Raw genomic sequence first — 23319 nt, forward strand, 5'->3', positions numbered from 1 at the left:
CCTTCGAGTCAAGAATTGCCGGGTTAAAACCTTGTCATCCGGGGCGCTTTACCGGAGTCACGTCTTCCCGGCCGCGTCACCAGCCCGACAGTTCCCGCCGCACCAGGGTTTCCAGCATGTCGATGCCGACAACCGTATCGTTGAGGCAGGACAGTACCGCGAAGTCCTTGCCGCCGGCCGCCTCGAACACTTCTCGTCCGCGGATCGCCAGTTCCTCCAGGGTCTCCACGCAGTCTGCCGAAAAGCCCGGCGCAGCAATCGCAAGGCTCCGGGTGCCGGCTTTCGCCTCGGATTCCAGCACGCTCTCGGTGGCCGGTTCCAGCCACCTGGCACGCCCGAACCGCGACTGGAACGCAGTTTCGACACGCAAGTCCGCAAAGCGCGACGCGAGGCGCCCGGCCAGCAGGCGAGCGGTCTTGCGGCAGTGGCAATGGTAGGGATCACCAAGATCGAGCGTGCGCTGCGGCATGCCATGGAACGAAAGCAGCAGCACTTCAGGCACAAAGGCCAGCGCCTCGACCTGCCGCGCCAGATCGGCTTCCAGAGCGTCGATGTGTGCGGGATCATCGTAATAGGGCGGCAGGCTGCGCAACGCGGGTTGCCAACGCATCCGCGCCATCGCCTCGCCCACCTTGTCCGAGACCGAGGCAGTCGTCGCCCCCGAATACTGCGGATAGAGCGGTGCTATCAGGATACGGTCACACCCGGCGTCCTTCATCGCCTGAAGGCGCTCCGGGATCGAGGGATTGCCGTAGCGCATCGCCCAGTCGACCATGGCGCGTCCATCCAGACGCTCCTGCAGGCCCCGCGCCTGCGCGGCGGTGATCGCGGCGAGCGGCGAGCCCGCTTCGGTCCAGACCTGGCCATAGGCATGGGCGGACTTGGCCGGACGCGTGCGCAGGATCACGCCGTGGAGGAGCGGCTTCCACACCAGCGCCGGGATCTCCACCACGCGCGGGTCGGACAGGAATTCGGCCAGGTAACGGCGCACTGCGGGCGCGGTCGGCGCATCGGGCGTACCCAGATTGACCAGCATTACGCCGATCCGTCCGGTGCGGGCATCAGGGTGGTCGACAGGACGCATCACAGTTCCTCGGCAAACAGGGGGAGGCGGCGGAAACGCAGGCCCGTCGCCGAATAGAGGGCATTGGCGATGGCCGGCGCGACAACCGCCACGCCCAGTTCACCCGGATCGGCGGGATCCGCATCGCTTTCGATGAAATCCACCTCGATCCGCGGACAATCGGCAAGCACCGGCAGCGCCATCTCGCCGAGCCGATCGCTGTCGGGCCGCCCGCCCACGTAGCGCGGCGCACAACCGAGCGCGAGACCGATCCCGAAAACCAGACCGCCCTCGATCTGTTGGCGGGCGATGTCGAGATTGACGATCCGGCCGATGTCGACAACCGCGCTGAGCCGGTCGACCCGCACGCCGTTCTCGTCCCGCCGGGCGCTGGCGACAAGCGCTATGCGCCCCTCGCCGATGCCATGGCAGGCAATGCCCTGCCCGCTGTTGTCGTTGCCGCCGCCCCATTCGGACAGTGTGGCCACGCGCTGAAGGCACTCCGCCAGGCGGGTGTCCTGCCCCAGCATCGCCATGCGATAGGACAGCGGTTCGCGGCCCGCGCGGTGGGCCAGTTCGTCGACAAAACTCTCGTTGAAAAATGCCGTATAGCCATGGGCATTGCCACGCATGCGGGCGGTAGGCAGGTCGATGGCAGCGGGCGCGTGGTCGACCGCGACGGCCGGGATCGCGTAAGGCGGCACCGCCCCTTCAAGCGCCTGGGGATCAGCCATGCCGGCAACCGCGGCGATCGCCTCCCCCGGCCTGTCGCCCGCGAACATGCGGCGGCCGAATTCGCACGCGCTGGCCGGGGCCGCGACCCGCGCGCGCCAGGCCGCGATTCCGCCTTCGGCATCGGGACGCGCGGCCATGACGGCAACCGCAGGCGTGCGCGGGAAAGCGGCACGAAATTCCTCGCCGCGCGGCCAGGTGAGCTGGACGGGTCTCTCCGCCTCCTTCGCCAGCACAGCCACCTGGGCCGCATGGAGACATTCCAGCCGCCGGTCGAAACTGCCACCCAGCGCCATCGGGTAGAGCACGACATCGCCGCTGCCGATGCCGATGGCCTGTGCCGCCGCCGCCCGTGCCGCCTCAGGCGCCTGGGTACCGATCCACAGTTCCAGCCGGCCATCGGCGTAGCGCGCGGTGGCGCTGGCGGTCTCGATCATGGCGTGGGTGGCGGGTGCCACTTCATAGCGGATCTGCACCGGCAGCAAGCCGTCTACCGCCTTGCTGTCACCGGCCAGATGGATACGCTCGGCCTCGCCGCTGCGCATCGCGCCGTCGAGGGCATTGTCGATCGCATCGCTGTCGAGCGCGCCGATCACCCGGTAACGCGGCTGCGCGCGCACCAGAGCGGTTTCCGCGCTCCACCAGTCATCGGCAAGCGCGGCGATCCAGCCCTCGCCCTTGACGAACCGCCGGAAGCCGCGAAGCGACCTCGCTGCGGCCTCGCCCACATCCGAGACTTCCGCCATCGCCCCCGTGCCGCCAACCAGCGGAGCGTGGCGGATCGAGGCGCGCAGCATGTCGGGCAGGCGCACGTCTCCGGCAAAGACCCAGGAACCGTCCACTTTCGAAGGCAGATCAAGGCGAGGATAGCGCAGCGGTGCACCCGGCGGAAATTCGCCGGGCTTCTCGGCCGGGAAGTCGGGCCGCAGCGGCGGCGGGTCGGGCGGTGAAAACGCCGCCGCCTCGGCCGCCAATGCGCCGAACGACAGCACCTTGCCCGCATGATGGACCAGCCCTTGCGACACCTCGCAAGCTTCCGCCGCGACGCCCCAGCGCGCCGCTGCAGCCTGCGCCAGCAAGGCCCGCGCCGATGCCGCCGCCGCGCGCAGCGGCGCCTCGTAGGCAGCCTGCGCGGTGCCATCGGCGGTCACGTTGAAGCGGTGGTCCTGCGCCCAGCGCCGCGCCAGATAGCCGTCCGGCTGTTCCGCTAGGCTCGGCACGCCCGGCAGCCACTGCGGTGCCCAGAACGGCGCCCACTTTGCCGCCAGCACGGAGTTCGCATAATGCGCGCTGACCGGCGCCGGCTCGACCGCGACCTGCCGCCAGTCCGCGCCGAGCTCCCAGGCCACGATCTGCGGCAGCAGCGTGGTCACGCCCTGTCCCATCTCGACTTGCGGCACCGCCACGCTCACCACCCCGTCGGCCGCGATCTTGATCCAGGCCCCAAAGGCATATTCGTCGCGGTCCGGCTCGAGCGGCAAAGGGAAACGCCGTGGTCGCAGCAAGAAACCGACTGCCAGCCCGCCGCCCGCGAGCCCGCCGATCAGCACGCCGCGACGGGACAGCTTCATCAAAGCGCCGCCTGCAAGCCGGGCTGCAACGGACGCTGGACCAGCCAGTCGTTGACGCGGGTCGCCAGCGCCAGGAAGGCCTGCGTCTGCGGACCATCCCCGGCGGCAATCGGGTTCCCGGCATCGCTTTCGCGCCGGATCGCGATGTCGAGCGGGATGCGCCCGAGGAAATCGAGGCCCATCGTGCCGGCCGCCGCCTCGGCGCCGCCGACCCCGAAGGGATCGCTGACTTCGCCGCAGTGCGGGCAAGCATAACCGGCCATGTTCTCGATCACGCCGACCACCGGCACGCCGCCCTTCTCGAACAGGCTCACCGCGCGCGCCGCGTCCATCAGCGCAAGGTCTTGCGGGGTCGAAACGATCACCGCTCCGGTCGGCTTGAACTTCTGCAGCATCGTCAGTTGCACGTCGCCGGTGCCGGGCGGCAGGTCGACAACGATGATCTCGGCGTTGTCCCAGTGCGCCTCGAGGAACTGCGTGACCGCACCCGCCACCATCGATCCGCGCCAGGCGATCGCGGCCCCAGGCTCGGTCAGTTGCGCCATCGACAGCATCGGCACCCCCCAGCGGCTTGCCACCGGCACCAGCCGGTTTTCGTGGGCGACCGGGCGCTGCCCCTCGGTACCCAGCAGGCGCGCCTGCGACGGCCCGGAAATATCGGCATCGACCAGTCCGACCTTGCGCCCAAGCCGTGCCAGCGCAACCGCGAGGTTCGCAGAGAGCGTGGACTTGCCGACCCCGCCCTTGCCCGATCCCACCGCGAGGATAACCGGCTGCACCTTGTCCGCCATGATCGCCACGTGGACTTGCGCAACGCCGTCCGCACCCGTCAGCGCGGCGCGCAGCTGTGCCTCCAGCGCCGGACGCTCCTGCACCTCGAGGCCGGTTGCATCGACCACCAGCGTGACCCGTTCTTCGGACAGGCGCAGGGACCGCACCCGGTCCGCCAATGCCGCGGGCAAGAGGGACTTGAGGCGGTCGGCATCGAGGCTGTTCATGAGGTCCTTGCAGGATTGATCCGGCCGCAAACAGGCGGCCCTTGGCTGGCGTAATGTCCGCTCAGGTGGCGCAGTCGAGGAAAAAGGGCAAGAGAGGCACTGTTTTTGACGAAAAAGGGTTCCTATAGATAGCCGCATGACAGCATTCGGTGACGCAATCTCTCGCGCCGGCTCCGGCCCAGCACACGACGCCCCTTCAGGTGAAGCACGGACGATGGACATTCTGGCGATGACCGGCCGCAAGAGCCCCTGGGGTTCGGACGGCGGCAACGGCGACGGCAATGATGACGGCGAAGAGAACGGGTCCCGGCCCGAAGAAGCATCCGGCGACGGCACCGACAAGCCCGATCGTCCCGCCCCGGACCGCGAGCCGTCTTCTGGCAAGGAAACGCCCGGCGAACCGCGTGGTCCCCGCAATCCCTGGCTGCCCAGCAGCGGCACACCGCCGCGCCGCGCGGCCGGCATCGAGGACATCTTCCGTGCCCGCGACCCGCGCCGGGGCGGCGGCCCGGGCAACGGCCCCGGCGGCTTCCCCAACCTGCCGCGCCGCGCCGACGGTCGCTCGTGGCTGCCCATCGGCATCGCGGTGGCGGTCGTGGCGATGCTCGGGGCATCCTGCGTGCACGTGCTCGGCCCGTCGGAAAAGGGCATCGTCACCCGCCTCGGTCATTTCTCGCGCGTGATCGATGACGGTTTCTCGCTCACCTTGCCCTGGCCGATCGAGCAGGTCGAAGTGACCGATGTCGGCACCTTCTCGGTCGACACCATTCCCGATGGCGACGGCGAGAAGCTGATGCTGACCGGCGACCAGAACCTGGTCGACCTCAGCTATCAGGTGCGCTGGAACATCAAGAACCTGACCGACTATTCCTACCGCCTCACCGACCCCAAGGGCACGGTGCGCGAAGTCGCCGAAGCCGCGATGCGTGCCTCGATCGGGCAGATCTCGCTCAACGATGCGCTTTCCGGCGCCGGGCGCGCGCGGGTGGAACAGGACGTGCGCGAACGCACACAGCGCATTCTCGATGCCTACCGCGTCGGTGTCGCCATCCAGGGCGTCGAAATCAAGAAGGCCGATCCGCCATCAAAGACCCGCGCCGCCTTCGACAATGTCAACGTCGCCCGGCAGGACGCCGATCGTGACCGTTCGAATGCACGCGCGGGCGCCCAGCAGGTGCTCGCCCGCGCGCAAGGCGATGCCGCCCAGTTCGACAAGGTCTACGAGGAATACAAGCTCGCGCCCGAAGTCACCAAGCGGCGCATGTATTACGAGACGATGGAACGCGTGATCTCGCAGAACGACACCGTCGTCGCCGAACCGAAGAACATGAACACGTACCTCCCCTTGCCCGACCTCAAGCGCCGGGCCGAGCAGCCGTCCGGAGACATCACGGTGACCGCCTCGCCCTCGTCCAGCACTCAGGCGGCTACTCAGGCAAGCACCCAGGGAGGCCAGTGATGAGCGATATCTTGCGCAAGTACATGCCTGCCTGGGTAGCCCTGGGCACCGCGGCCGTCGTCGGCCTTTCCAGCGTGATCGTCGTGCCGGAAACCGAGCAGGTGGTGATCCTGCGTTCGGGCAGCCCCGAGCGGGTCTACAACGCCTATGTTCCCGGCGCGCCCTATGGTTCTACCGATGCCGGCATCCACTGGCGGATCCCGCTCTACGAGCGCGCGATCCACATCGACAAGCGGCTGCTCTCGGTGGACATGGAGCAGGAGCAAGTCCTCTCGACCGACAAGCTGCGCCTCAATGTCGATGCCTTCGCCCGTTTCCGCATCGTCGATCCGATCAAGGTGGTGCAGACCGCGCGAACCGCGCAGGGCGTGACCGACCAGCTACAATCGATCCTCTCCTCGGTGCTGCGCCAGGAACTCGGCAAGCGCACGTTCCAGTCGCTGCTGACGGCGGAGCGCGGCGAGGCCATGGCCCATATCCGCGACGGCCTCGACCGCGAGGCCCGGCAGTACGGCGCGCAAGTCGTGGACGTGCGGATCAAGCGCGCCGATCTTCCCGAAAGCGCGCTGGAAAGCGCCTTCACCCGCATGCAGGCCGCGCGCGAGGAAGAAGCCAAGACGATCAAGGCACAGGGCCAGAAGGACGCGCAGATCATCAGCGCCGATGCCCAGGCCCAGGCCGCCCGCATCTATGCCGATGCTTTCGGCAAGGACCCCAAGTTCTACGACTTCTACCGCGCGATGCAGAGCTATTCCGTGTCCTTCGCCAAGGGCGACACGGGCAAGACGCTTCTGCTTTCGCCTGACAACGCCTATCTTCAGCATTTCCGGGAACCATAAGCGCTCCCGATCGATCCATTGCCAAGCCATGATCGGGGCATCGCCGCAAGGCCCCGGCCCGGCACAAGTACCACCATTCAAACCCGGTTAAGCTGATCCAGCGTCAATCGGGCAGGCGACGACAGGTTGTGACCCTGCACTGTCAGGACGGAGGAATCAAAGGACGTGAAGCCCGTGCGATACGCTTATGGACTGACCACAGCGCTCCTGCTCGGAGGCGCGACCGCCACTCTGCTCACCGGCTATCCCGCCGGGGCGCAAGTTGCCCAGAACGAAGCCAGCCAGATGGCCCACGTGGTGCCCCGCGCGGGCGCTCCGGCCAGCTTTGCCGACCTGACGGCGCAACTGGCCCCCGCAGTGGTCAACATCTCGACCCGCCAGCGCGTCCAGGTACAAGGCAGCGGCGGCGCCAATCCCTTTGCCGGAACGCCGTTCGAAGGCCTGTTCGGCGGCGGCGGCAGTTCCGCTCCGCAGACCCGCGAGGCCCAGTCGCTCGGCTCGGGCTTCATCGTCTCGGCCGACGGCTACATCGTCACCAACAACCACGTGATCACCGCAGAGGGCAAGGGCGAGGTCGAATCGATCACCGTCATCATGCCCGACGGCACCGAGATGCCCGCCAAGCTGGTGGGCAAGGACGCCGCCTCGGACCTCGCGGTACTCAAGATCACCGCCCCCAAACCGCTGCCCTTCGTCAAGTTCGGCGACAGTTCGAAGGCGCGCGTGGGTGACTGGGTGGTCGCCATCGGCAACCCCTTCGGCCTTGGCGGCACGGTCACCGCGGGCATCGTCTCGGCGGTCTACCGCAACACCGGCGCCGGCGGCGCCTACGACCGCTATCTCCAGACCGATGCCTCGATCAACCGCGGCAACTCCGGCGGCCCGATGTTCGACATGAACGGGCAGGTGATCGGTATCAACAACGCGATCTTCTCGCCGACCGGCGGCAGCGTCGGCATCGGCTTCGCGATTCCCGCCGAGATCGCCTCGCCCATCGTCGACAAGCTCATCAAGGGCGAGAAGATCCAGCGCGGCTACCTCGGTGTGCAGATCCAGGCGCTCAACGAGGATCTTGCCGATTCGATGGGTCTTGAACACAACAAGGGCGAGTTCATCCAGAGCGTGGTACCGGAAGGCGCCGCCGCCAAGGCCGGCATCCAGGCCGGCGACGTGGTGGTGAAGGTCGGCGGCAAGGAAGTGACGCGCGACCAGAGCCTCTCCTACCTCGTCGCCAATACCGCGCCCGGCACGAAGATCCCGGTCGAACTGATCCGCAATGGCCGCCGCATGACGGTGACCGCGACGGTCGACCAGCGCCCGACCGAGGACGATCTCGCCCAGAGCTTCGACAGCAGCGGCGACGGCGATTCCGATACCGACGCCTACAACAACCCGCCGGCCCAGCAGACCCAGGGCGTGATCGAGAAGGCCACCGGCCTCTCCGTGACCACCCTCACTCCGCAGATCGCCCGGCAGCTGGGCGCTGCGGAAGGTACCAAGGGCTTGGTCATCGTCTCGGTCGATCCCAGCTCGGATGCCGGCCAGAAGGGCTTTGCCCGCGGCTTCATCATCCTCTCGGCCAATAACCAGCCGGTTACGACCAAGGCGGATCTTGAAAACGTGATCAAGGCGGCCAAGGCCGACAATCGGCCTGCGATCCTGCTGCGCGTCCAGCCGCGCGGCCAGTCGCCGGCTTTCGTGCCGGTGCGCCTGCGCTGATCGCGGCCATCTGCGCTCGACGAAACGCCCGCCGGTCTCCCGGCGGGCGTTTTCGCATGTGGAGACTGCCGGGCGCATCGCTATAAGCCCGCCCATGTCATCGGCCGATCATAACCGCGAGGACGAAGCCGACGGCCTGCGCAAGGTGATCCACATCGACATGGACGCCTTCTTCGCCAGCGTCGAGCAGCGCGACGACCCCTCGCTGCGCGGAAAGCCGGTCGCGGTCGGCGGTTCCTCCAAGCGCGGTGTCGTCGCGGCGGCCAGCTACGAGGCACGGCGCTTCGGGGTGCGGTCTGCCATGCCCTCGGTAACGGCGGCCCGGCTCTGCCCAGACCTGATCTTCCGTAAACCCCGGTTCGACGTCTACCGGCAAGTCAGCGACCAGATCCGCGCCATCTTTCTCGATTACACCCCTCACGTCGAACCGCTCTCGCTGGACGAGGCGTATCTCGACGTTACCGCCGACCTCAAGGGCATTGGCTCCGCCACCCGCATCGCCGAGCAGATCCGCAACCGGATCAAGGCCGAAACCGCCCTCACCGCCAGTGCCGGGGTGTCCTACAACAAGTTTCTCGCCAAGCTCGCCAGCGACCAGAACAAGCCCGATGGCCTCTGCGTGATCCGCCCCGGAGAGGGCGCCCGGTTCGTGGCCGGACTGCCGGTGCGCCGCTTCCACGGCGTCGGCCCGCGCGGCGCGGAAAAGATGGCGCGCCTCGGCATCGAGACCGGCGCCGACCTTGCAGCGAAAGACCTTGCTTTCCTGCGCTCCCACTTCGGCAGCTTCGCCGAGTATCTGTTCCGCGCGGCACGCGGCGTCGACCTCAGGCAAGTACGCGCCGACCGTCCGCGCAAGTCGGTCGGCGGCGAGCGCACCTTCTTCGACGACATTGCCGGGACCGATGCCCTGCGCACGACGATGGACGAGATCGTCGAGATCGTCTGGGGACGCATCGACCGCTCCGGCGCGCGCGGTCGCACCGTTACCCTGAAACTGCGCTATGCGGATTTCACGACGATCACCCGCGCCCGCTCGCTGCACCATTTCGTGACCGGCAAGGCCGAATTCTCGGCGATCGGGCATGCCCTGCTCAACGATCTCCAGCCCCTGCCGCAGCCGATCCGGCTGATGGGCCTGACACTCTCCGCTCTCGAACGCGGCGAGGATGAGCAAAGCCAGCCGAAGGACGGCCAGCTTTCGCTGCTATAGGCGATCCTCCAGCCGCAAGGTCAAAGCGCGAGGAACCATCCCGCCCACTCGGCAATCTTCCCGGCGCGCCCCTGCGGCATCCATTCGGGCAAGCCGTCCAGCGGAAACACTCCGACCTCGACGATCTCCCGCCCATCGGCCCTGGGCTGCCCCGAAAATCGCCCGGCAACGATGTTCACGCGGTTGCAGGCACCGTGGAGATCTTCCTCGACGAATTGCAGCAGGCGCGCCTGCGTCAGTTCGCAGCCGGTCTCTTCGGCAAATTCGCGCAGGCCCGCCGCAAGCGGGTCCTCACCCCGGTTGAGGCCGCCGCCCGGCGCCATCCACTTGCCCGACCCGTAGGAATGGCGCAGCAGCAGCACCCGGTCCTGCCCATCGAGTGCCAGCACTTGGACGCCTTCGAGCCGCGAGCGCCGGAACCGCCAGACCGTGACCCTGACCCGGTGGGCAAGGCGGTACAGTGCGCGATGCCACCGTGCCGGCAACAGGCTCAGCAGAAGCAGGTGACCTTGTGCCGCGCCGCCGCCAGCAGGCGGGCGACGGGAAGATCATGCTCACCCTTCACCGCCGCCTCGAAGATCGCGCGCTTGTCGTCGCCGCGGATCACGAAAACGATCTCGTCGCTGTCGGTCAGCGCCGGAATGGTCAGGCTGAGACGGTCGAACGGCGCCTCGGGCGGCAGCGGATCGGGAGTGAGATGCCGCACCGGATGGGGATCGCCGGGCTGCGGGTTGGTGTTCGGAAACAGCGAGGCGATATGGCCATCACCGCCCATGCCCAGCCAGGCGATCGCGAAATGGGGAGGACGGGCATCTTCGGTGAGCGGGACGATACGCGCGCCCACCGGTTCGAGACGGGCCCGGATCTTGCCGACGTTGCTGGCGGGGTGATCTTCCTCGACGATGCGATCGTCGCCCGGCCAGACCGCGATGCGGTGCCAGGGCAGATCCTCCTGCGCGAGGATATCGAAGATCGGAAACGGGGTCGAACCACCGGGAACGGTGATCGCGATATCGTCCGCGCTGGTGGCGAGTGCGGCCTTCAGACGCTCGGCGAACCACTGGGCGATCGCCGCATTGTCGGCGTTTTCGATGATTTCTAGCTTGGGCATGGAGGGAGCAATAGCACTCCCCCCATGTCCGTTGCCAGTCTCAAGCAATGGATCAGGCGATGATTTCGCGCAGGAACCAGGCGCGCTGTTCGGCCTGGTCGGTCCAATCGTCGATGATGCCGTCAGTGGCATTGTCGCCCGCTTCGCCCGCCAGTTCCTTGGTCGCCTTCAGCGTGGCGACATAGGCGGTGTTGTCCTCGAACAGGGCCTTGACCATGGCCGCCGCGTCCAGCGAGGTGTCATCCTCATCCTTGATCGTGGTCTTGGCGCCGATCGAACCGATAGAGGTCAGCGTCTTGCCGCCCAGCTTGCGCACGCGCTCGGCGATCAGGTCGGTCAGACCGAAGATCTCGGTGGCCTGCGCATCGAACAGCAAGTGCAGATCGTGGAACTGCGGCCCCCGGACGTGCCAATGGAAATTCTTGGTCTTCACGTAGAGCGCAAAAGTATCGGCCAGCAGCCCATTGAGGCTGTCGATCAACGCGGCTTTCGAATTGTCCTTGGAAGTCATGCCTTGTTTCCCTCGATTGGTCCGTCGTGGAAGTTTCTAGATAGGTGAACGCTTGAATTGAAGTCCGGTTCACGTGCGAATTTTCGATCACACAAGTGAGAATTCCCGAAGAAACAGTATGATCGCGGCAAGCAACAGCCCTCCGCCGAACACGCGGCGGGCCCAGCGCACCATGCGCCACTCCAGCACTTGCGGCGCGCCCCAGGCCAGCCCGGCAAGAACCCCGCCGCCCAGCGCGCCGCCCGCCGCAGCGGCAGCGGGACCGGCCAGCCCGACGCCGAGCCCCAGGATCAGAAACCGCGCGGCGTCGGTCAGTTCCTGCGCAAAAAGCACAAGCATCAGTGCGCCGAGCGAATTGGTCGGCTCCCTCGGGCTGCGCCGGGGCACCAGCAGCAAGAGTTCCCCGCCGGCCAGCGCCAACGCCAGACCGGCAAAGATCGCCCGCGCCGGCGGCGGCAGCGTAGCCAGCAGCAGGCTTGCCGCCCAGCCTGCCAGCCCGGCGGTCACCACCGCGCAGGCCTGCGCGACCAGCAGGACGCCGGGCCTCGGCCCCTGCCGCCGGACCAGCCCCGCCACGGTCGCCTGATCGCGGGAACCGAAACCCGCGAGCAGAACCGCAATCCACGTCAGGTAAAAGGCAGACATCGACCCCGCGCCAAAATCCCATGAGAGGGCAGCACTTTAGGCGAACCCCGCGATGCTGTCGCCCCTCATGCTCACTTGCTGTCGGCGCGGGAGATCAAGGCATCGAGCGCCGCCCGGCCCTGCCTCAGTTCCGGCAGGATCTTGCTCAGTTCGTGCCGGGTGATCCGCTTGCCGCCCTCGCTGTCCACCGCCTGAGCCTCGACCAGCCGGTGCAGCGCTTCGACAAGCGCCAAAATCGGATCCACCCCGGTCATGCGCTCGGGCAGGCCGACCGCGCGCGACTGTGCCAGATGGAGACAGCGATCGATCGCACCGGGGCCGAACTGGCGCTCGATCGTCAGCAGCAGCAACGGGTCGAGGCTGGTGGCCTCGGTCTTGGCGTTACGGATCGTGCCGGCGGAGCAACCCAGCCGCTCGGCCAGTTGCCGGTCATTGAAACTCAGGCTCTTTTGCAGCTGCCGAAGGATCGCGGAGACCGCCTTGCGGTATTCTTCACTGGTCGGAGCGCCGGTTCGGTTGGCTGTCATGCGCAAAGCTTTCGTGGCGATGAACGCGAATTCAGCACGTTGTGACGATTCATGCGATTCTCCCCAAGACCTTGTCGACTGATTTGTCCTAATGGGGCGAGGATATGAATTTCAGCCGACGTAACTTCATCGTTGCCGCGACGGCGTTCGCGGCGAGTTCCACCACTGCGGCCAGCGCGATTTCCTCCTCGCCCTTCGGCGTGGGCGGCGTGCTGCCCGATCTGCCGCGGGCTCCCCTGCCCGGCGCGATTGCCGGCGGATCCGCCGTGCTGCCGGCCATGCCCGCCGTCCGCGCGGGCGTTGCCCCTGCGCTGTTCGACGCGGCCATGGCCGCGCTCGACAAGCACGGCGGCCGGGTCATGCGGGACCGAATCGGCATTGTCGACTTCTCGGCCTCGTCATCGGACCCGCGCCTCCATCTTGTCGACCTTGTCGGCGGGACGACTTCGACGCTGCATGTCGCCCACGGCAGCGGCTCGGATCCGAATCACACCGGATGGCTTCAACGCTTCTCGAACAGTCCTGGTTCCAACGCCACCAGCGAAGGTGCCTACCTGACCTCGGACTACTACTTCGGGCGCCACGGCCGATCGCAGCGCCTGATCGGACTGGACGCGACCAACAACAACGCGCTCGACCGCGCCATCGTCATTCACGGCGCCTGGTACGCCGAGCCCTCGATGATCGCGGTGCACGGCAAGCTCGGCCGCAGCCAGGGCTGCCTCGCGGTGGGCGACAGCCTGCTTAACCGCGCCTTCGATCATCTCGGCTCGGGCCGCCTGATCTACGCGGCCAAGGTCGCCTGAAACGAAAGGGGCCGGTTTCCCGGCCCCTTTCCCTCGATCACTTCTGGCACACGACGATAGCATCGATCACGTTGAGCGTATCAGCGGGATCGCGCACGCAGATCGTGTCGAGCCCCATGGCCTTGGCCGGATAGTCGTTGCCGCCCGGGAAGATGGCGTCACCGATGAACAGCATCTCTGCGTGCGCAAAATTGCCGCGCTCGGACAGGCGCTGCAGGCCCCAGGCCTTGTCGACCCCCGGCTGGGTGACATCGACAGAAGTCGCGCCGCCGAGATTGACCGAAACGCCGGGCAACCGCTTCATCAGGTCGGCCTGGATCACCTTGCGCTTGGCAAAGTCCGGATCCCAGACTTCCTTGGCCTCGAGCGGGGCTTCCTGGCCCAGTGCCGAAAACGTGATCTGACTGCCGCGATCCTCGATCCGCTCACCCCAGGTTTCCTCGGGCGTGAAACCGGTCGCCGCGAGCGCGGCGTCAAAGGCGTCCAGAATCTCGCGCTTCTGCGCATCGCTGAACAGTTCAGCATAGACCGCATTCCAGCCGCCTTCACCGTGCAGGTAGAGCTTGGCACCGCTGGTCGGCATCAGCCACAGGCGCGAGAGATCGGCATGGGCGGGCAGGCGGCTGGCCACCTGCTTGTCGAACTGTGGCCAGTCCCCTCCCGAGATCACCGCGACATCGGCCACCGTGAGCAGCCGGGCCATCGCCTCGGCCATCTCATCGGTAAGCGGCTGCTTGCTCTTGGCCAGCGTACCGTCGAGATCGAAGGCAACGAGTTTCTTCATTCCGGCAATTCCCTGCGAGTAGGTGCAACTTGGTGCGCGCCCCTGCCATCGACCGCGCGAATTGGAAATCCCCCAAGGCCGATTCCGATCCGAAACTGGACTGGAAACATGGCAATCCGGGGACAAGACAGCGCCTTACTGATTTACGGCCCCGTTCAGCTTTCCGACCTTCTGCACGCCTTCGGCCGTGGTGACCAGCACCTCGTTGCCGTCCACCACGACAATGACGTTGTCGAGCCCGATCACCGAGACGCGCGGCCCGTCGCTGTCGACCAGCACATTGCGGCAATCGACCAGTTCCGCCTCGCCGCTGCCGCGCACCGAATTGCCGCTCTCGTCGCGTTCGAGCGCATCGTGCAGCGCCTGCCAGTTGCCGATGTCGGACCAGTCCATGTCGGCCGGCACCATCGCCGCGCGGCTGGTGTTTTCCATCACCGCATAGTCCACCGAATCGCTCGGCACTGCGGCAAAAGTCGCCGCATCGGGGTGGAAGCGATGGCCGTCGGCCACCCCCTTCTCGACCGCCTCGCGCACCTTGGCGGCAATTTCGGGGCGATGGGCAGAAAGCTCGGCCATGAAGTCGCCCACACGGAAGGCAAAGATGCCGCCGTTCCAGGCATAACCGCCATCGGCCAGGAAGCCCTTCGCCCGCTCAAGGTCCGGCTTCTCGACGAACTGGGCGGTGCGATAACCCGGCGTGCCGGCGATGGCCTCGCCGCGCTTGAGATAGCCGAAGCCGGTCTCGGGCGCGGTGGCCTCGATGCCGAAGGACACCAGCCAGCCCTCGCTCGCCAGCGCCGCGGCAGCGCCGGCAGCCTCGGCAAAAACGTCGGGGCGGCCGATGTGGTGGTCGCTCGGGCAGACCAGCATCACCGCATCGTCCGGCAGGCGGCAGGCAGCCAGCGCAATGGCGGCGGCCGTGTTGCGCGCGGCCGGCTCGACGATCACCGTGGCGCCGGGGGCACCCGAAAGCTGCGCCTCGACGTGATCGAGATGCCTGGTCCCCGTCACCACCACCGGCGCCGAAAAACCAAGGTCCGCCGGGCAGCGCGCAAGGCTCGCCTCGAACAGCGTGGTATCACCAACCAGCGGCAGGAACGGCTTGGGCATGGCCGCACGGCTGCGCGGCCAGAGCCGCGTGCCACTGCCGCCACAGAGAATGACCGGGACTATCTGAGGCATGAAATGTCAGAAACTCGATTAAATGGATACTGTGAAGCAGCACCGTTGATAGCCGTTCGACTTCATGTTGCAATCGCGAATTGGCATCACGGCCTCCACTCGCCGCACGCAGATGTAAACGGAACATATTCCTGTTCAACGCGTTGCTTGCGGATGCACTGCCTTTCCCATGCCCCGCCTCACATCCTCCCGGCAAAGGGTGGCCTTCGCCGCTGCAACGTGACAGAGTAAACGCAATGACCGGCCCGAGAGACCCCATCCCTCCGGCGGAACATGGCGCAAACCTGCGCGATCTCCCGCCCCCGCCCCCCTTGCGCCTTGCGCCCGGCGAGCAAGGCGCAAGCACGACGCCTCCACCTGCCCTGTTTCTCGATTTCGACGGAACCCTAGTCGACATCGCCGACCACCCCGATGCCGTCATCGTCCCGCCCGACCTGCCTGCCGTGCTGGCCACCATCGCCGCGCGGCTCGGCGGCAGGCTGGCCATCGTCACCGGGCGCTCGATCGCCGCCCTCGAAGCACTGCTCGGCCCGTTGAGTGTCTCGGTGGCCGGCTCCCATGGCGGCGAATTCAGGCCTGCGGGCGAAGCCACTCTGGCACTTGCCGACCCGCTGCCCGCTTCCGCAGTCCAGCGCCTGGAGGCCTTCGCGCAAGACAACGGCGGGCTGCTGGTTGAGCCCAAGCCCTACTCGATCGCCGTTCATTACCGCCATCACCCCGAGGCTCGCGACCGCCTTCTTGCCCTTGCCGGCGACATCAGCGCGGACCTGAACCTCAGGCTGAAGCATGGCAAGCGCGTCATCGAGTTGGCCATGCCGGGCTCCGACAAGGGCAGCGCCGTCACCCGCTTCATGCAGACCGCCCCCTTCGCGGGATCGCAAGCCCTGTTTTTCGGCGACGACGTGACCGACGAGGACGCCTTCAGCGCGATCACCCGGTGCGGTGGCAGCGGCGTGCTGGTTGGCCCGATGCGGCCGACCGCCGCACACTGGCGCCTTGATGGCGTCGCCTCCGTCCACCACTGGCTCGCATCCGTCCTGACCAAGGAGACACCTCCGGCATGAGCACGCTCGAACTCTGGCCCATCGGCAACTGTCAGGTCTCCGGCCTCATCGACGAAGCCGGCGCGCTTGTCTGGGGCTGCGTCCCCCGCGTCGACGGCGACCCCACGTTCTGCGCGCTGATGCGCGGTCCCGAGGGGCAGGACGGCGGCACCTGGCGGTTCGAACTCGAAAACCAGGTGGCCGTGCACCAGGGCTACCTGCGTAACACCCCGATCCTCGTCACCCGGCTGGAGGACGCGACCGGCGGGGCGGTCGACGTCTACGATTTCTGCCCGCGCTACGAAAGGCTTGGCCGAACCTATCGCCCCGTTGCCTTCGCCCGGATCGTGCGACCGGTATCGGGAACGCCGCGCATCCGCTGCGTGCTGACGCCGATGAGCGGTTACGGCTCGCAGTTGGCACCGATCACGCGCGGCTCCAATCACATCCGCTACCTAGTCGAGCGCAATACCCTGCGCCTGACGACCAATGCCCCGGTCGGCTACATCCTCGACGAGCGTTTCTTCCGGCTCGAATCCGCCCTGCATTTCTTCCTCGGCCCGGACGAGCCCTTCGACGGCGAGGTCGAGCGCCAGCTCGAGACGATGCTCAACCACACCGGCAATTACTGGCGATTGTGGGTGCGCGGCCTTGCCACGCCGCTCGACTGGCAGGACGCGGTGATTCGCGCCGCGATCACCCTGAAGCTGTGCCAGCACGAGGAAACCGGCGCCATCGTCGCCGCGCTCACCACCTCGATCCCCGAGGCGCCGGGCAGCCAGCGCAACTGGGACTATCGCTACTGCTGGATCCGCGACGCCTACTACACTGTTCAGGCACTCAATCACCTCGGCGCGCTGGACGTACTGGAGAAGTACCTCGCCTATTTGCGCAACATCGTCGACGATGCGGAAGGCGGCGCGATCCAGCCGCTCTATGCCGTCAGCGGCGCCCGCGAGATCATCGAGTGGGAAGCACCCGACCTGCCGGGCTACCGCGGCATGGGCCCGGTTCGCGTGGGCAATGCCGCCTACTACCAGGTGCAGAACGATTGCTACGGCCAGATCGTCCTGCCCGCGATCCAGGCCTTTTCCGACCAGCGCCTGCTGCGCATGGCCTCGGCCGAGGATTTTGCCGGGCTCGAGCAGGTCGGCGAACTGGCCTGGCAGATGCACGACCAGCCCGATGCAGGCCTGTGGGAACTGCGTACGCGCACGGCAGTCCATACTTATTCCAGCGTCATGAGCTGGGCGGCCTGCGACCGGCTTGCCAATGCCGCCGACCACCTGGGCCTGCACGAGCGCGCCGAACTCTGGCGCGAACGTGCGGACACGGTGCGCAAGCACATCGACACCGAGGCCTGGCACGAGGTCGAAGCGCCGGAATTCGAGGATCACGGTGCCGGCGGCCACTACGCCGCCACCTTCGGCGGCGAGCAACTCGACGCGAGCCTGCTGCAGATGGTCGAATTGCGCTATGTCGCCGCCGACGATCCACGCTTCAAGGCGACCCTGGCCGCCGTACAGAAGGCACTGAGACGCGGCGAACACATGCTGCGCTACGATAGCGAGGACGATTTCGGCCTGCCCGAGACGGCCTTCAACATCTGCACCTTCTGGCTGATCGAAGCCCTGCACCGTTCCGGGCAGGACGAGGAAGCGCGCCGATTGTTCCAGGCCATGCTGGCCCATCGCACCCGATCGGGCCTGCTGTCGGAGGACATGGATTTCGAGACCGGCGAACTGTGGGGGAACTTTCCGCAGACCTATTCGCTGGTGGGTATCATTAACTGTGCCGGGCAGCTGTCCCGGTCGTGGCGGGACTGGAGATGAACGTCCCTTCGGGAAAGCATCAAGGCATTCCCGAAGGACAACCGGTCCTGCAAAAGCGCGCCGGGAGGCGCGCGACAGGGGAATTTGAATGGGTAGATTGATCGTCATCTCGAACCGGGTCTCGGTGCCCAAGGCGGCAGGGGCCGCCGGTGCACAAGGAGGGCTCGCCGTGGCGCTCAATTCGGCGCTGCGCGAACATGGCGGCATCTGGTTCGGCTGGTCCGGCCAGGAAACCGAGGAATTCACCGGACACCTCGACATGCAGCGCAACAACGGGGTGACTACCGCAACCATCGACCTCGAGCCGCAGGATATCGAGGAATACTACAACGGCTATGCCAACCGCACGCTCTGGCCGCTGTTCCACTACCGCATCGACCTGACCGAATACGACCGCAACTTCGGTGAAGGCTACGAGCGGGTCAACGAGCGCTTTGCCGATTCGGTGCTGCCCCTGATCGAGAACGAAGACCTCGTCTGGGTTCATGATTACCATCTGCTGCCGCTCGGCTCGCTTTTGCGGCAGAAGGGCGTGAAGAACCGCATGGGGCTGTTCCTGCACACCCCCTGGCCGCCGACCCGCCTGCTGGTCTCGCTGCCGTTCCACGAACGGCTGGTCGCCTCGATGCTCGAATTCGACGTGATCGGCTTCCAGACCACCGAATGGCTGGAGAGCTTCCTTCACTACGTGCAGAAGGAAATGGGCCTCACCGTCAATCCCGACAATTCGATCGACTACGAGGGACGCAAGGTGATCGCCCGCGCCTTCCCGATCGGCATCGACTTCGAGGAATTCGTCGCGGCTGCCGCCAGCGACGAGGCCCGGCAGGCCCACGACCGCCTAAAGGAAAGCGTGCGCGGCCGCAAGATCCTGATCGGGGTCGACCGGCTCGACTATTCCAAGGGCCTGGGCGAGCGTTTCGAGGCCTTTGCCCGTTTCCTGGCCGACAACCCCGACCAGGCGGCCAAGGCAGTGCTGCTGCAGATCGCCCCGCCATCGCGCGAGGACGTCACCAGCTACCAGATGATCCGCGAGGACCTCGAGCGCAAGACCGGCCACATCAACGGCGCCCACGCTGATGTAGCCTTCGTGCCGATCCGCTACGTCAACCAGGGCTTCCCGCGCGACGAGCTCGCCGGGTTCTACCGCGCCGCCGCGATCGGCCTGGTCACCCCCTTGCGTGACGGCATGAACCTCGTCGCCAAGGAATATATCGCGGCGCAGGATCCGGAAGACCCCGGCGTGCTGATCCTCTCCCAGTTTGCCGGCGCCGCGCACCAGCTCAAGGACGCCCTGCTGGTCAATCCGCACTCGATCGAGCACGTGAGCGAAACTATAAAGCAGGCGATGGAAATGCCACTGGAAGAACGCAAGCGACGCCATGCCACGCTACTGGCGTCGGTCCGCGAACAGGACGTACTGCGCTGGCTCGCAGAATTCGTGCAAGCGCTCTCCGGGACGGTCCCCATACCGCATGGGAAGAGCGAAGAGACCAAAGGATCGCCTCCTCCCGCGCCGCAAATGCGTGAACAGGCGAAACGATCCGCGGACGAGCCGGCCGCCTGAAACGGGCTCTTTCCTCATGAAAAGCACCGTCATCTTCGTTTTGATACTCGCCTGAAGTCGTTCTGACCTTTAACACGTCTACAGAGAGATCGCGGACCTTCGAGTTCGCGAGAGCCAGCGGGACACGCCGCTGGTAATGGGATGATGAAAGAGAGACCTGGCACACCGGGTCAAGAGAACAACCATGGGCAAGATTTTGTACGGCGAATGCGTCTGGTCCGGCATGACCAGGCCCGTGCGCATTTCCGGACTCACCGAGGTCGATTGCGACATCGAACCGGAAAAAGGCGAAACGGCAGGCAGCGAAACCAGCGTGGTCGATTGCGACTGTGCGCTGTGGATCGGCGCGATAGGTCCGATCGAAGTCACGGCTTGGCACAAGGAGGCCGGTCAGATGGCCGTGCGCTTCAAGGAGCCATTGAGCGACCGGATCCTGCATCACTTCAACGCCCTTTAGCGGGCTTTGTTGCGCAAATCGGTCGGATTGCGGCAGTCGGCGTTTGAAGGCGCCGGTCACGCGACACGTTGAGTTTAGAGCCTTCCTAGAGCGGTGAATCGGTTGAGGATGGCAGCGCGGATTTGCAGTTCGGCGACCTGGCGATCGAAGTCTCGCGCGGTGATGCGTTCCCCCAGCAGCTTGAAGCAATGCATTTTTGTCTCGACCAGACTGCGCTGGTGATAGCCGCTCCATCGTTTCCAGATTGCTCTGCCAAACCGCCGGCTTGAACGGACGGATGTTCGTCGGGTCCACCAAGGGCGGTGATGCCTCGGCGCTATTTTACTCGCTTGCCGAAACGTGCCGCCTGAACGGTGTTGAGCCCGAAGGCTGGTTCACCGACGTAATTGAGCGTATCGGCAATCATCCGATCAACCGGATCGACGAACTCTTGCCGTGGAACTGGCAGGCCGCAAAAGCGATCCTGAACCTGGAGCAAGCTGCTTGAGCAACGCCTTCGTCGTGCACATGACGATCACTCTGGATGACGTGACGCCCGCCGTGACCCGCATGATCGAAGTACCGCTCAGCATCCGGCTCGATCGTTTGCACACTACCTTCCAGGAAGCGTGGGGATGGACCGATAGCCATCTGTGGGAGCTAACCTTCGGGCGCACGGGCTTCGGTATCCCTGACCCGTCCTACGGCTTTGGTGGCCCACTTGATGCCCGAAAGACGACCCTCGCTGAGGCGTTGGAGGGAATGCGCGGCAAGACCTTCCAGTACCTCTACGACTTTGGCGACGGATGGGAGCACAGCGTCAGGATCCACGGCATCGCTCCACCTGACCTGCAAGGCAGCTATCCGCGCCTACTGGAAGCTACCGGAATGCGCCCACCGGAGGACTCGGGAGGGCCTTGGGGCTATGCCGAGAAGCTGGAGGCTCTCACCGATCCGTCGCATGAATACCATGAAGAGGCGTTGGATGCTCTTGGCGACGACCATGACCCCCACACTCAACCTAACATCGAGGTGATCCACGCTCGCTTCGCAGTACTCGCCAAGAAATGGGCGCCGCGCCCGCGGAAACCCAAATAACCCTACGTCAACGCCGCCTTCCGTCGGCGCTTACTTTGGAAGGACCATGCTTGCGCCTGCACCATTCCCCGTCACCCACGGCCTTGAGCCTGTGCTGTCGATCAGCAGGTGCAACGGTCCGGAACTGGGCTGGCAGGGGATCTCGACAAGCAAGGTCTTCTGCCTCCGGCTCAGTGTGCTGAAATCCGGCACCGGCCAATCAAGCCCGGCCATCCCGAGAAGACTTGCGACCATGCCGGTGGTCTGGCGCAAGGCAAGCTTGAACACTCCCTTCAACGTCAGGCAGGCCTGGATCGCCGCATCCGAGAAGACAGGCTGGCGCCCACGCTTGCCGGTGGGTGGGGCAAGCCACTGCATCCCGGGATCAAACCAGACTTGAAGCGACCCTCTTTGCGCCAGCGCTGCGTTGTAGGACTTCCAGTTTGTCGCGCGGTAACGGGCGCGGAGTGGTTTACTCATCGCTGCCCCGTAACCTCATGGATTCACCAACGGAATCCCTTGGGTATTTGCGCAACAAAGCCCCTTTAGCGGGTCGCTGCCGTGAAATTCGCTCTTCTGCGAATTTCACGGCAGCGACCCGCTAAAGAGAATGCTGGCCGATGAATTGATACGCAACGGATTTTCGGCGATCAAAATTCCCACGTTCGTGAATTTACGCGCAAGTACTTGCGGATACTGGTCCCACGAGAACTTCCATTCGTCGCTTGCCTATTGCGTATGAGCCGCATCCGCAGGCGGATCGCCGATTAAGGCATTGACGGATCATGCTGCAATGCCGAATAGACCCCTAACATGCGAGGTCTGCGGCACACCCACGAAGACCGAAACCCGGAAACGGCGGCGGATCACGCTTTCCGTACCACCGGGCGTCGGGTTTCTTTGGCATGCTCCAAAGGCCCCTGCCTGACTTGTCAACGATCTGCGCGAGTATCCCCCAATGAAGATCGCGGTTTTCGGCCTCGGCTATGTCGGCCTTTCTAACGCAGCACTGCTTGCCCAGCACAATGAAGTCGCCGCCGTCGACATTACCGCCGAACGGGTTGCCATGCTCAATGCACGCCAGTCGCCGATCGTCGACGCGGAACTGGAAACCTTCCTCGCCGAGCGCGAACTAAACCTGACCGCCACGCTCGATCCCGAAATCGCACTGGCAGGTGCCGATTTCGTGATCGTCGCCACGCCGACCAATTACGACGTCGACACCAACAAGTTCGATACCTCGTCAGTGGAAGCAGTCATCCGCGCCGCCATCGCCGTGAACCGGGACGCCACAATCGTCATCAAGTCCACCATCCCGGTCGGCTTCGTGGACGAGGCACGGGCACGCTACGGCACCGATCAGGTCATCTTCAGCCCCGAATTCCTCCGCGAAGGCCGGGCACTGCACGACAACCTCCACCCCTCGCGCATCATCGTGGGCGAACGCTCCGAGCGGGCACGCACGTTCGCCAATCTGCTGCTGCAGGGCGCAGTGAAAAAGGACGTCGATGTACTCTTCACCGACGCCCGCGAAGCCGAAGCGATCAAGCTTTTCGCCAACACCTACCTCGCAATGCGGGTCGCCTTCTTCAACGAGTTGGACAGCTACGCGATTGCCGGCGGCATGGACACGCGCCAGATCATCGACGGCATCGGCCTCGATCCGCGCATCGGCACGCACTACAACAATCCCAGCTTCGGCTATGGCGGCTACTGCCTGCCCAAGGACACCAAGCAGTTGCTCGCCAACTACTCGGAAGTGCCGCAGAACCTGATCCGCGCGATCGTCGATGCCAACCGCACCCGCAAGGATTTTCTGGCCGATCAGATCATAGCCAAGAAGCCTACCAAGGTCGGCGTCTTCCGCCTAGTGATGAAGGCCGGTTCGGATAATTTCCGCCAGTCATCCATCCAGGGCATTATGAAGCGATTGAAAGCAAAGGGCATAGAGGTTGTAATTTTTGAACCAGCCATGCCGCAAGCTGATTTCTTTGGCTCGAAGGTGATGCGTGACCTAGGTGCCTTTAAGGCCGAATGCGACGTGATCATCGCCAACCGCATGACTGCAGAAGTCGAAGACGTGAAGAACAAGGTGTTCACGCGCGACCTGTTTGGATCAGACTAATAAGAACCCGAGACATTCAATGAAATTGAACAAATACCTCATGACGAAAAATATCACCAACCAACTTTAAATTGAAGTGGTG

At 65.4% G+C, this 23319-nt stretch carries 22 protein-coding genes and 2 pseudogenes; 12 read left to right on the top strand and 12 right to left on the bottom strand.

Translation table 11 applies throughout. From position 1 onward, the window contains the following. Positions 1 to 76: 76 nt before the first annotated feature. The 3 genes from hemH to CA833_RS03100 are packed head-to-tail and all read right to left on the bottom strand — an operon-like array spanning position 77 to position 4364. On the bottom strand, positions 77 to 1084 hold the full coding sequence (gene hemH, locus CA833_RS03090; RefSeq protein ID WP_207079212.1) for a ferrochelatase: 1008 nt from the start codon (positions 1082 to 1084) through the stop codon (positions 77 to 79). Next, a complete protein-coding gene (locus CA833_RS03095) occupies positions 1084 to 3366 on the bottom strand; it encodes a xanthine dehydrogenase family protein molybdopterin-binding subunit (protein ID WP_207079213.1) in 2283 nt (760 codons plus the stop codon). Before CA833_RS03095 ends, hemH begins: the two co-directional genes overlap by 1 nt. Further along, positions 3366 to 4364: an Mrp/NBP35 family ATP-binding protein gene (locus tag CA833_RS03100; RefSeq protein ID WP_207079214.1), complete on the bottom strand. Its 999-nt coding sequence runs from the start codon at positions 4362 to 4364 to the stop codon at positions 3366 to 3368. The genes CA833_RS03095 and CA833_RS03100 overlap by 1 nt, the downstream gene beginning before the upstream one ends. Before the next feature lie 229 nt (positions 4365 to 4593). On the opposite strand from CA833_RS03100, the gene hflK reads away from it, so the two are divergent. The 4 genes from hflK (at position 4594) to dinB (ending at position 9591) form a co-directional block, all read left to right on the top strand. Further along, positions 4594 to 5823 (top strand): protease modulator HflK, encoded by a 1230-nt coding sequence (gene hflK / locus CA833_RS03105; protein WP_207079215.1) that lies wholly within the window; start codon positions 4594 to 4596, stop codon positions 5821 to 5823. Continuing rightward, positions 5823 to 6662, top strand: coding sequence for a protease modulator HflC (hflC, locus tag CA833_RS03110; RefSeq protein ID WP_142632323.1), 840 nt, complete (start codon positions 5823 to 5825; stop codon positions 6660 to 6662). The genes hflK and hflC overlap by 1 nt, the downstream gene beginning before the upstream one ends. 174 nt (positions 6663 to 6836) lie before the next feature. Further along, a complete protein-coding gene (locus CA833_RS03115) occupies positions 6837 to 8381 on the top strand; it encodes a Do family serine endopeptidase (protein WP_207079924.1) in 1545 nt (514 codons plus the stop codon). Positions 8382 to 8475: 94 nt separating this feature from the next. Continuing rightward, positions 8476 to 9591, top strand: coding sequence for a DNA polymerase IV (dinB, locus tag CA833_RS03120; RefSeq protein WP_207079216.1), 1116 nt, complete (start codon positions 8476 to 8478; stop codon positions 9589 to 9591). Between the two features lie 20 nt (positions 9592 to 9611). Here the strand turns inward: dinB and CA833_RS03125 are convergent, their stop codons facing one another. The 5 genes from CA833_RS03125 to CA833_RS03145 form a co-directional block, all read right to left on the bottom strand. Further along, positions 9612 to 9980: an NUDIX domain-containing protein gene (locus CA833_RS03125; RefSeq protein ID WP_242526241.1), complete on the bottom strand. Its 369-nt coding sequence runs from the start codon at positions 9978 to 9980 to the stop codon at positions 9612 to 9614. 101 nt (positions 9981 to 10081) lie between these two features. Then, positions 10082 to 10702: a 6-phosphogluconolactonase gene (locus tag CA833_RS03130; RefSeq protein ID WP_207079217.1), complete on the bottom strand. Its 621-nt coding sequence runs from the start codon at positions 10700 to 10702 to the stop codon at positions 10082 to 10084. Between the two features lie 52 nt (positions 10703 to 10754). Then, positions 10755 to 11213: a Dps family protein gene (locus CA833_RS03135; protein ID WP_142632319.1), complete on the bottom strand. Its 459-nt coding sequence runs from the start codon at positions 11211 to 11213 to the stop codon at positions 10755 to 10757. Between the two features lie 87 nt (positions 11214 to 11300). Beyond that, positions 11301 to 11858 (bottom strand): hypothetical protein, encoded by a 558-nt coding sequence (locus CA833_RS03140; protein WP_207079218.1) that lies wholly within the window; start codon positions 11856 to 11858, stop codon positions 11301 to 11303. Between the two features lie 71 nt (positions 11859 to 11929). Continuing rightward, a complete protein-coding gene (locus CA833_RS03145) occupies positions 11930 to 12385 on the bottom strand; it encodes an XRE family transcriptional regulator (RefSeq protein WP_207079219.1) in 456 nt (151 codons plus the stop codon). 104 nt (positions 12386 to 12489) lie between these two features. Between CA833_RS03145 and CA833_RS03150 the strand changes: the two genes are divergently transcribed. Continuing rightward, a complete protein-coding gene (locus CA833_RS03150) occupies positions 12490 to 13191 on the top strand; it encodes a murein L,D-transpeptidase catalytic domain family protein (RefSeq protein ID WP_207079220.1) in 702 nt (233 codons plus the stop codon). A gap of 37 nt (positions 13192 to 13228) precedes the next feature. Here the strand turns inward: CA833_RS03150 and CA833_RS03155 are convergent, their stop codons facing one another. Continuing rightward, the gene (locus CA833_RS03155) at positions 13229 to 13975 is read right to left on the bottom strand and encodes an HAD-IIB family hydrolase (protein ID WP_142632315.1); all 747 of its coding nucleotides are present in this window, start codon (positions 13973 to 13975) and stop codon (positions 13229 to 13231) included. A 135-nt stretch (positions 13976 to 14110) separates the two neighbouring features. After that, positions 14111 to 15157 carry a mannose-1-phosphate guanylyltransferase gene (locus CA833_RS03160; protein WP_142632314.1) on the bottom strand — a complete coding sequence of 349 codons (1047 nt, stop codon included), beginning with the start codon at positions 15155 to 15157 and terminating at the stop codon, positions 14111 to 14113. Positions 15158 to 15468: 311 nt separating this feature from the next. Between CA833_RS03160 and otsB the strand changes: the two genes are divergently transcribed. From otsB to CA833_RS03180, 4 genes are all read left to right on the top strand, one after another. After that, positions 15469 to 16221 (top strand): trehalose-phosphatase, encoded by a 753-nt coding sequence (gene otsB / locus CA833_RS03165; protein ID WP_242526242.1) that lies wholly within the window; start codon positions 15469 to 15471, stop codon positions 16219 to 16221. Continuing rightward, positions 16218 to 18032 carry a glycoside hydrolase family 15 protein gene (locus tag CA833_RS03170; protein WP_207079222.1) on the top strand — a complete coding sequence of 605 codons (1815 nt, stop codon included), beginning with the start codon at positions 16218 to 16220 and terminating at the stop codon, positions 18030 to 18032. The genes otsB and CA833_RS03170 overlap by 4 nt, the downstream gene beginning before the upstream one ends. An 88-nt stretch (positions 18033 to 18120) precedes the next feature. Then, positions 18121 to 19599 (top strand): alpha,alpha-trehalose-phosphate synthase (UDP-forming), encoded by a 1479-nt coding sequence (gene otsA / locus CA833_RS03175; protein ID WP_207079223.1) that lies wholly within the window; start codon positions 18121 to 18123, stop codon positions 19597 to 19599. 184 nt (positions 19600 to 19783) lie between these two features. Further along, a complete protein-coding gene (locus tag CA833_RS03180) occupies positions 19784 to 20056 on the top strand; it encodes a hypothetical protein (RefSeq protein WP_207079224.1) in 273 nt (90 codons plus the stop codon). Positions 20057 to 20130: 74 nt separating this feature from the next. Here the strand turns inward: CA833_RS03180 and CA833_RS03185 are convergent. Next, positions 20131 to 20319 (bottom strand): annotated as a pseudogene (locus CA833_RS03185) (IS5/IS1182 family transposase); the annotation flags it as partial. A 14-nt stretch (positions 20320 to 20333) separates the two neighbouring features. Between CA833_RS03185 and CA833_RS03190 the strand changes: the two are divergent. Both CA833_RS03190 and CA833_RS03195 read left to right on the top strand, forming a co-directional pair. Continuing rightward, positions 20334 to 20543 carry a transposase domain-containing protein gene (locus CA833_RS03190; RefSeq protein ID WP_207079225.1) on the top strand — a complete coding sequence of 70 codons (210 nt, stop codon included), beginning with the start codon at positions 20334 to 20336 and terminating at the stop codon, positions 20541 to 20543. Then, entirely contained in the window at positions 20540 to 21133 is a 594-nt protein-coding gene (locus tag CA833_RS03195) for a plasmid pRiA4b ORF-3 family protein (RefSeq protein WP_242526243.1), read from the top strand. The genes CA833_RS03190 and CA833_RS03195 overlap by 4 nt, the downstream gene beginning before the upstream one ends. A gap of 34 nt (positions 21134 to 21167) precedes the next feature. Here CA833_RS03195 and CA833_RS03200 read toward each other — a convergent pair. After that, positions 21168 to 21592, bottom strand: a pseudogene (locus CA833_RS03200) (IS5 family transposase); the annotation flags it as partial. A 478-nt stretch (positions 21593 to 22070) separates the two neighbouring features. Between CA833_RS03200 and CA833_RS03205 the strand changes: the two are divergent. Next, positions 22071 to 23237 (top strand): nucleotide sugar dehydrogenase, encoded by a 1167-nt coding sequence (locus CA833_RS03205; RefSeq protein WP_207079226.1) that lies wholly within the window; start codon positions 22071 to 22073, stop codon positions 23235 to 23237. Positions 23238 to 23319 lie beyond the last annotated feature (82 nt).

Origin of the sequence: Novosphingobium sp. KA1 (assembly GCF_017309955.1) — a bacterium.
In the GTDB taxonomy this organism is placed as follows: Bacteria; Pseudomonadota; Alphaproteobacteria; order Sphingomonadales; family Sphingomonadaceae; genus Novosphingobium.

What these genes read in the sequence shown, in the direction of transcription:
- hemH (WP_207079212.1), bottom strand. Translation starts at nt 1,084, where the DNA reads ATGCGTCCTGTCGACCACCCTGATGCCCGCACCGGACGGATCGGCGTA.
- CA833_RS03095 (WP_207079213.1), bottom strand. Translation starts at nt 3,366, where the DNA reads ATGAAGCTGTCCCGTCGCGGCGTGCTGATCGGCGGGCTCGCGGGCGGC.
- CA833_RS03100 (WP_207079214.1), bottom strand. Translation starts at nt 4,364, where the DNA reads ATGAACAGCCTCGATGCCGACCGCCTCAAGTCCCTCTTGCCCGCGGCA.
- hflK (WP_207079215.1), top strand. Translation starts at nt 4,594, where the DNA reads ATGACCGGCCGCAAGAGCCCCTGGGGTTCGGACGGCGGCAACGGCGAC.
- hflC (WP_142632323.1), top strand. Translation starts at nt 5,823, where the DNA reads ATGAGCGATATCTTGCGCAAGTACATGCCTGCCTGGGTAGCCCTGGGC.
- dinB (WP_207079216.1), top strand. Translation starts at nt 8,476, where the DNA reads ATGTCATCGGCCGATCATAACCGCGAGGACGAAGCCGACGGCCTGCGC.
- CA833_RS03130 (WP_207079217.1), bottom strand. Translation starts at nt 10,702, where the DNA reads ATGCCCAAGCTAGAAATCATCGAAAACGCCGACAATGCGGCGATCGCC.
- CA833_RS03135 (WP_142632319.1), bottom strand. Translation starts at nt 11,213, where the DNA reads ATGACTTCCAAGGACAATTCGAAAGCCGCGTTGATCGACAGCCTCAAT.
- CA833_RS03140 (WP_207079218.1), bottom strand. Translation starts at nt 11,858, where the DNA reads ATGTCTGCCTTTTACCTGACGTGGATTGCGGTTCTGCTCGCGGGTTTC.
- CA833_RS03145 (WP_207079219.1), bottom strand. Translation starts at nt 12,385, where the DNA reads ATGACAGCCAACCGAACCGGCGCTCCGACCAGTGAAGAATACCGCAAG.
- CA833_RS03150 (WP_207079220.1), top strand. Translation starts at nt 12,490, where the DNA reads ATGAATTTCAGCCGACGTAACTTCATCGTTGCCGCGACGGCGTTCGCG.
- CA833_RS03155 (WP_142632315.1), bottom strand. Translation starts at nt 13,975, where the DNA reads ATGAAGAAACTCGTTGCCTTCGATCTCGACGGTACGCTGGCCAAGAGC.
- CA833_RS03160 (WP_142632314.1), bottom strand. Translation starts at nt 15,157, where the DNA reads ATGCCTCAGATAGTCCCGGTCATTCTCTGTGGCGGCAGTGGCACGCGG.
- CA833_RS03170 (WP_207079222.1), top strand. Translation starts at nt 16,218, where the DNA reads ATGAGCACGCTCGAACTCTGGCCCATCGGCAACTGTCAGGTCTCCGGC.
- otsA (WP_207079223.1), top strand. Translation starts at nt 18,121, where the DNA reads ATGGGTAGATTGATCGTCATCTCGAACCGGGTCTCGGTGCCCAAGGCG.
- CA833_RS03180 (WP_207079224.1), top strand. Translation starts at nt 19,784, where the DNA reads ATGGGCAAGATTTTGTACGGCGAATGCGTCTGGTCCGGCATGACCAGG.
- CA833_RS03190 (WP_207079225.1), top strand. Translation starts at nt 20,334, where the DNA reads ATGTTCGTCGGGTCCACCAAGGGCGGTGATGCCTCGGCGCTATTTTAC.
- CA833_RS03205 (WP_207079226.1), top strand. Translation starts at nt 22,071, where the DNA reads ATGAAGATCGCGGTTTTCGGCCTCGGCTATGTCGGCCTTTCTAACGCA.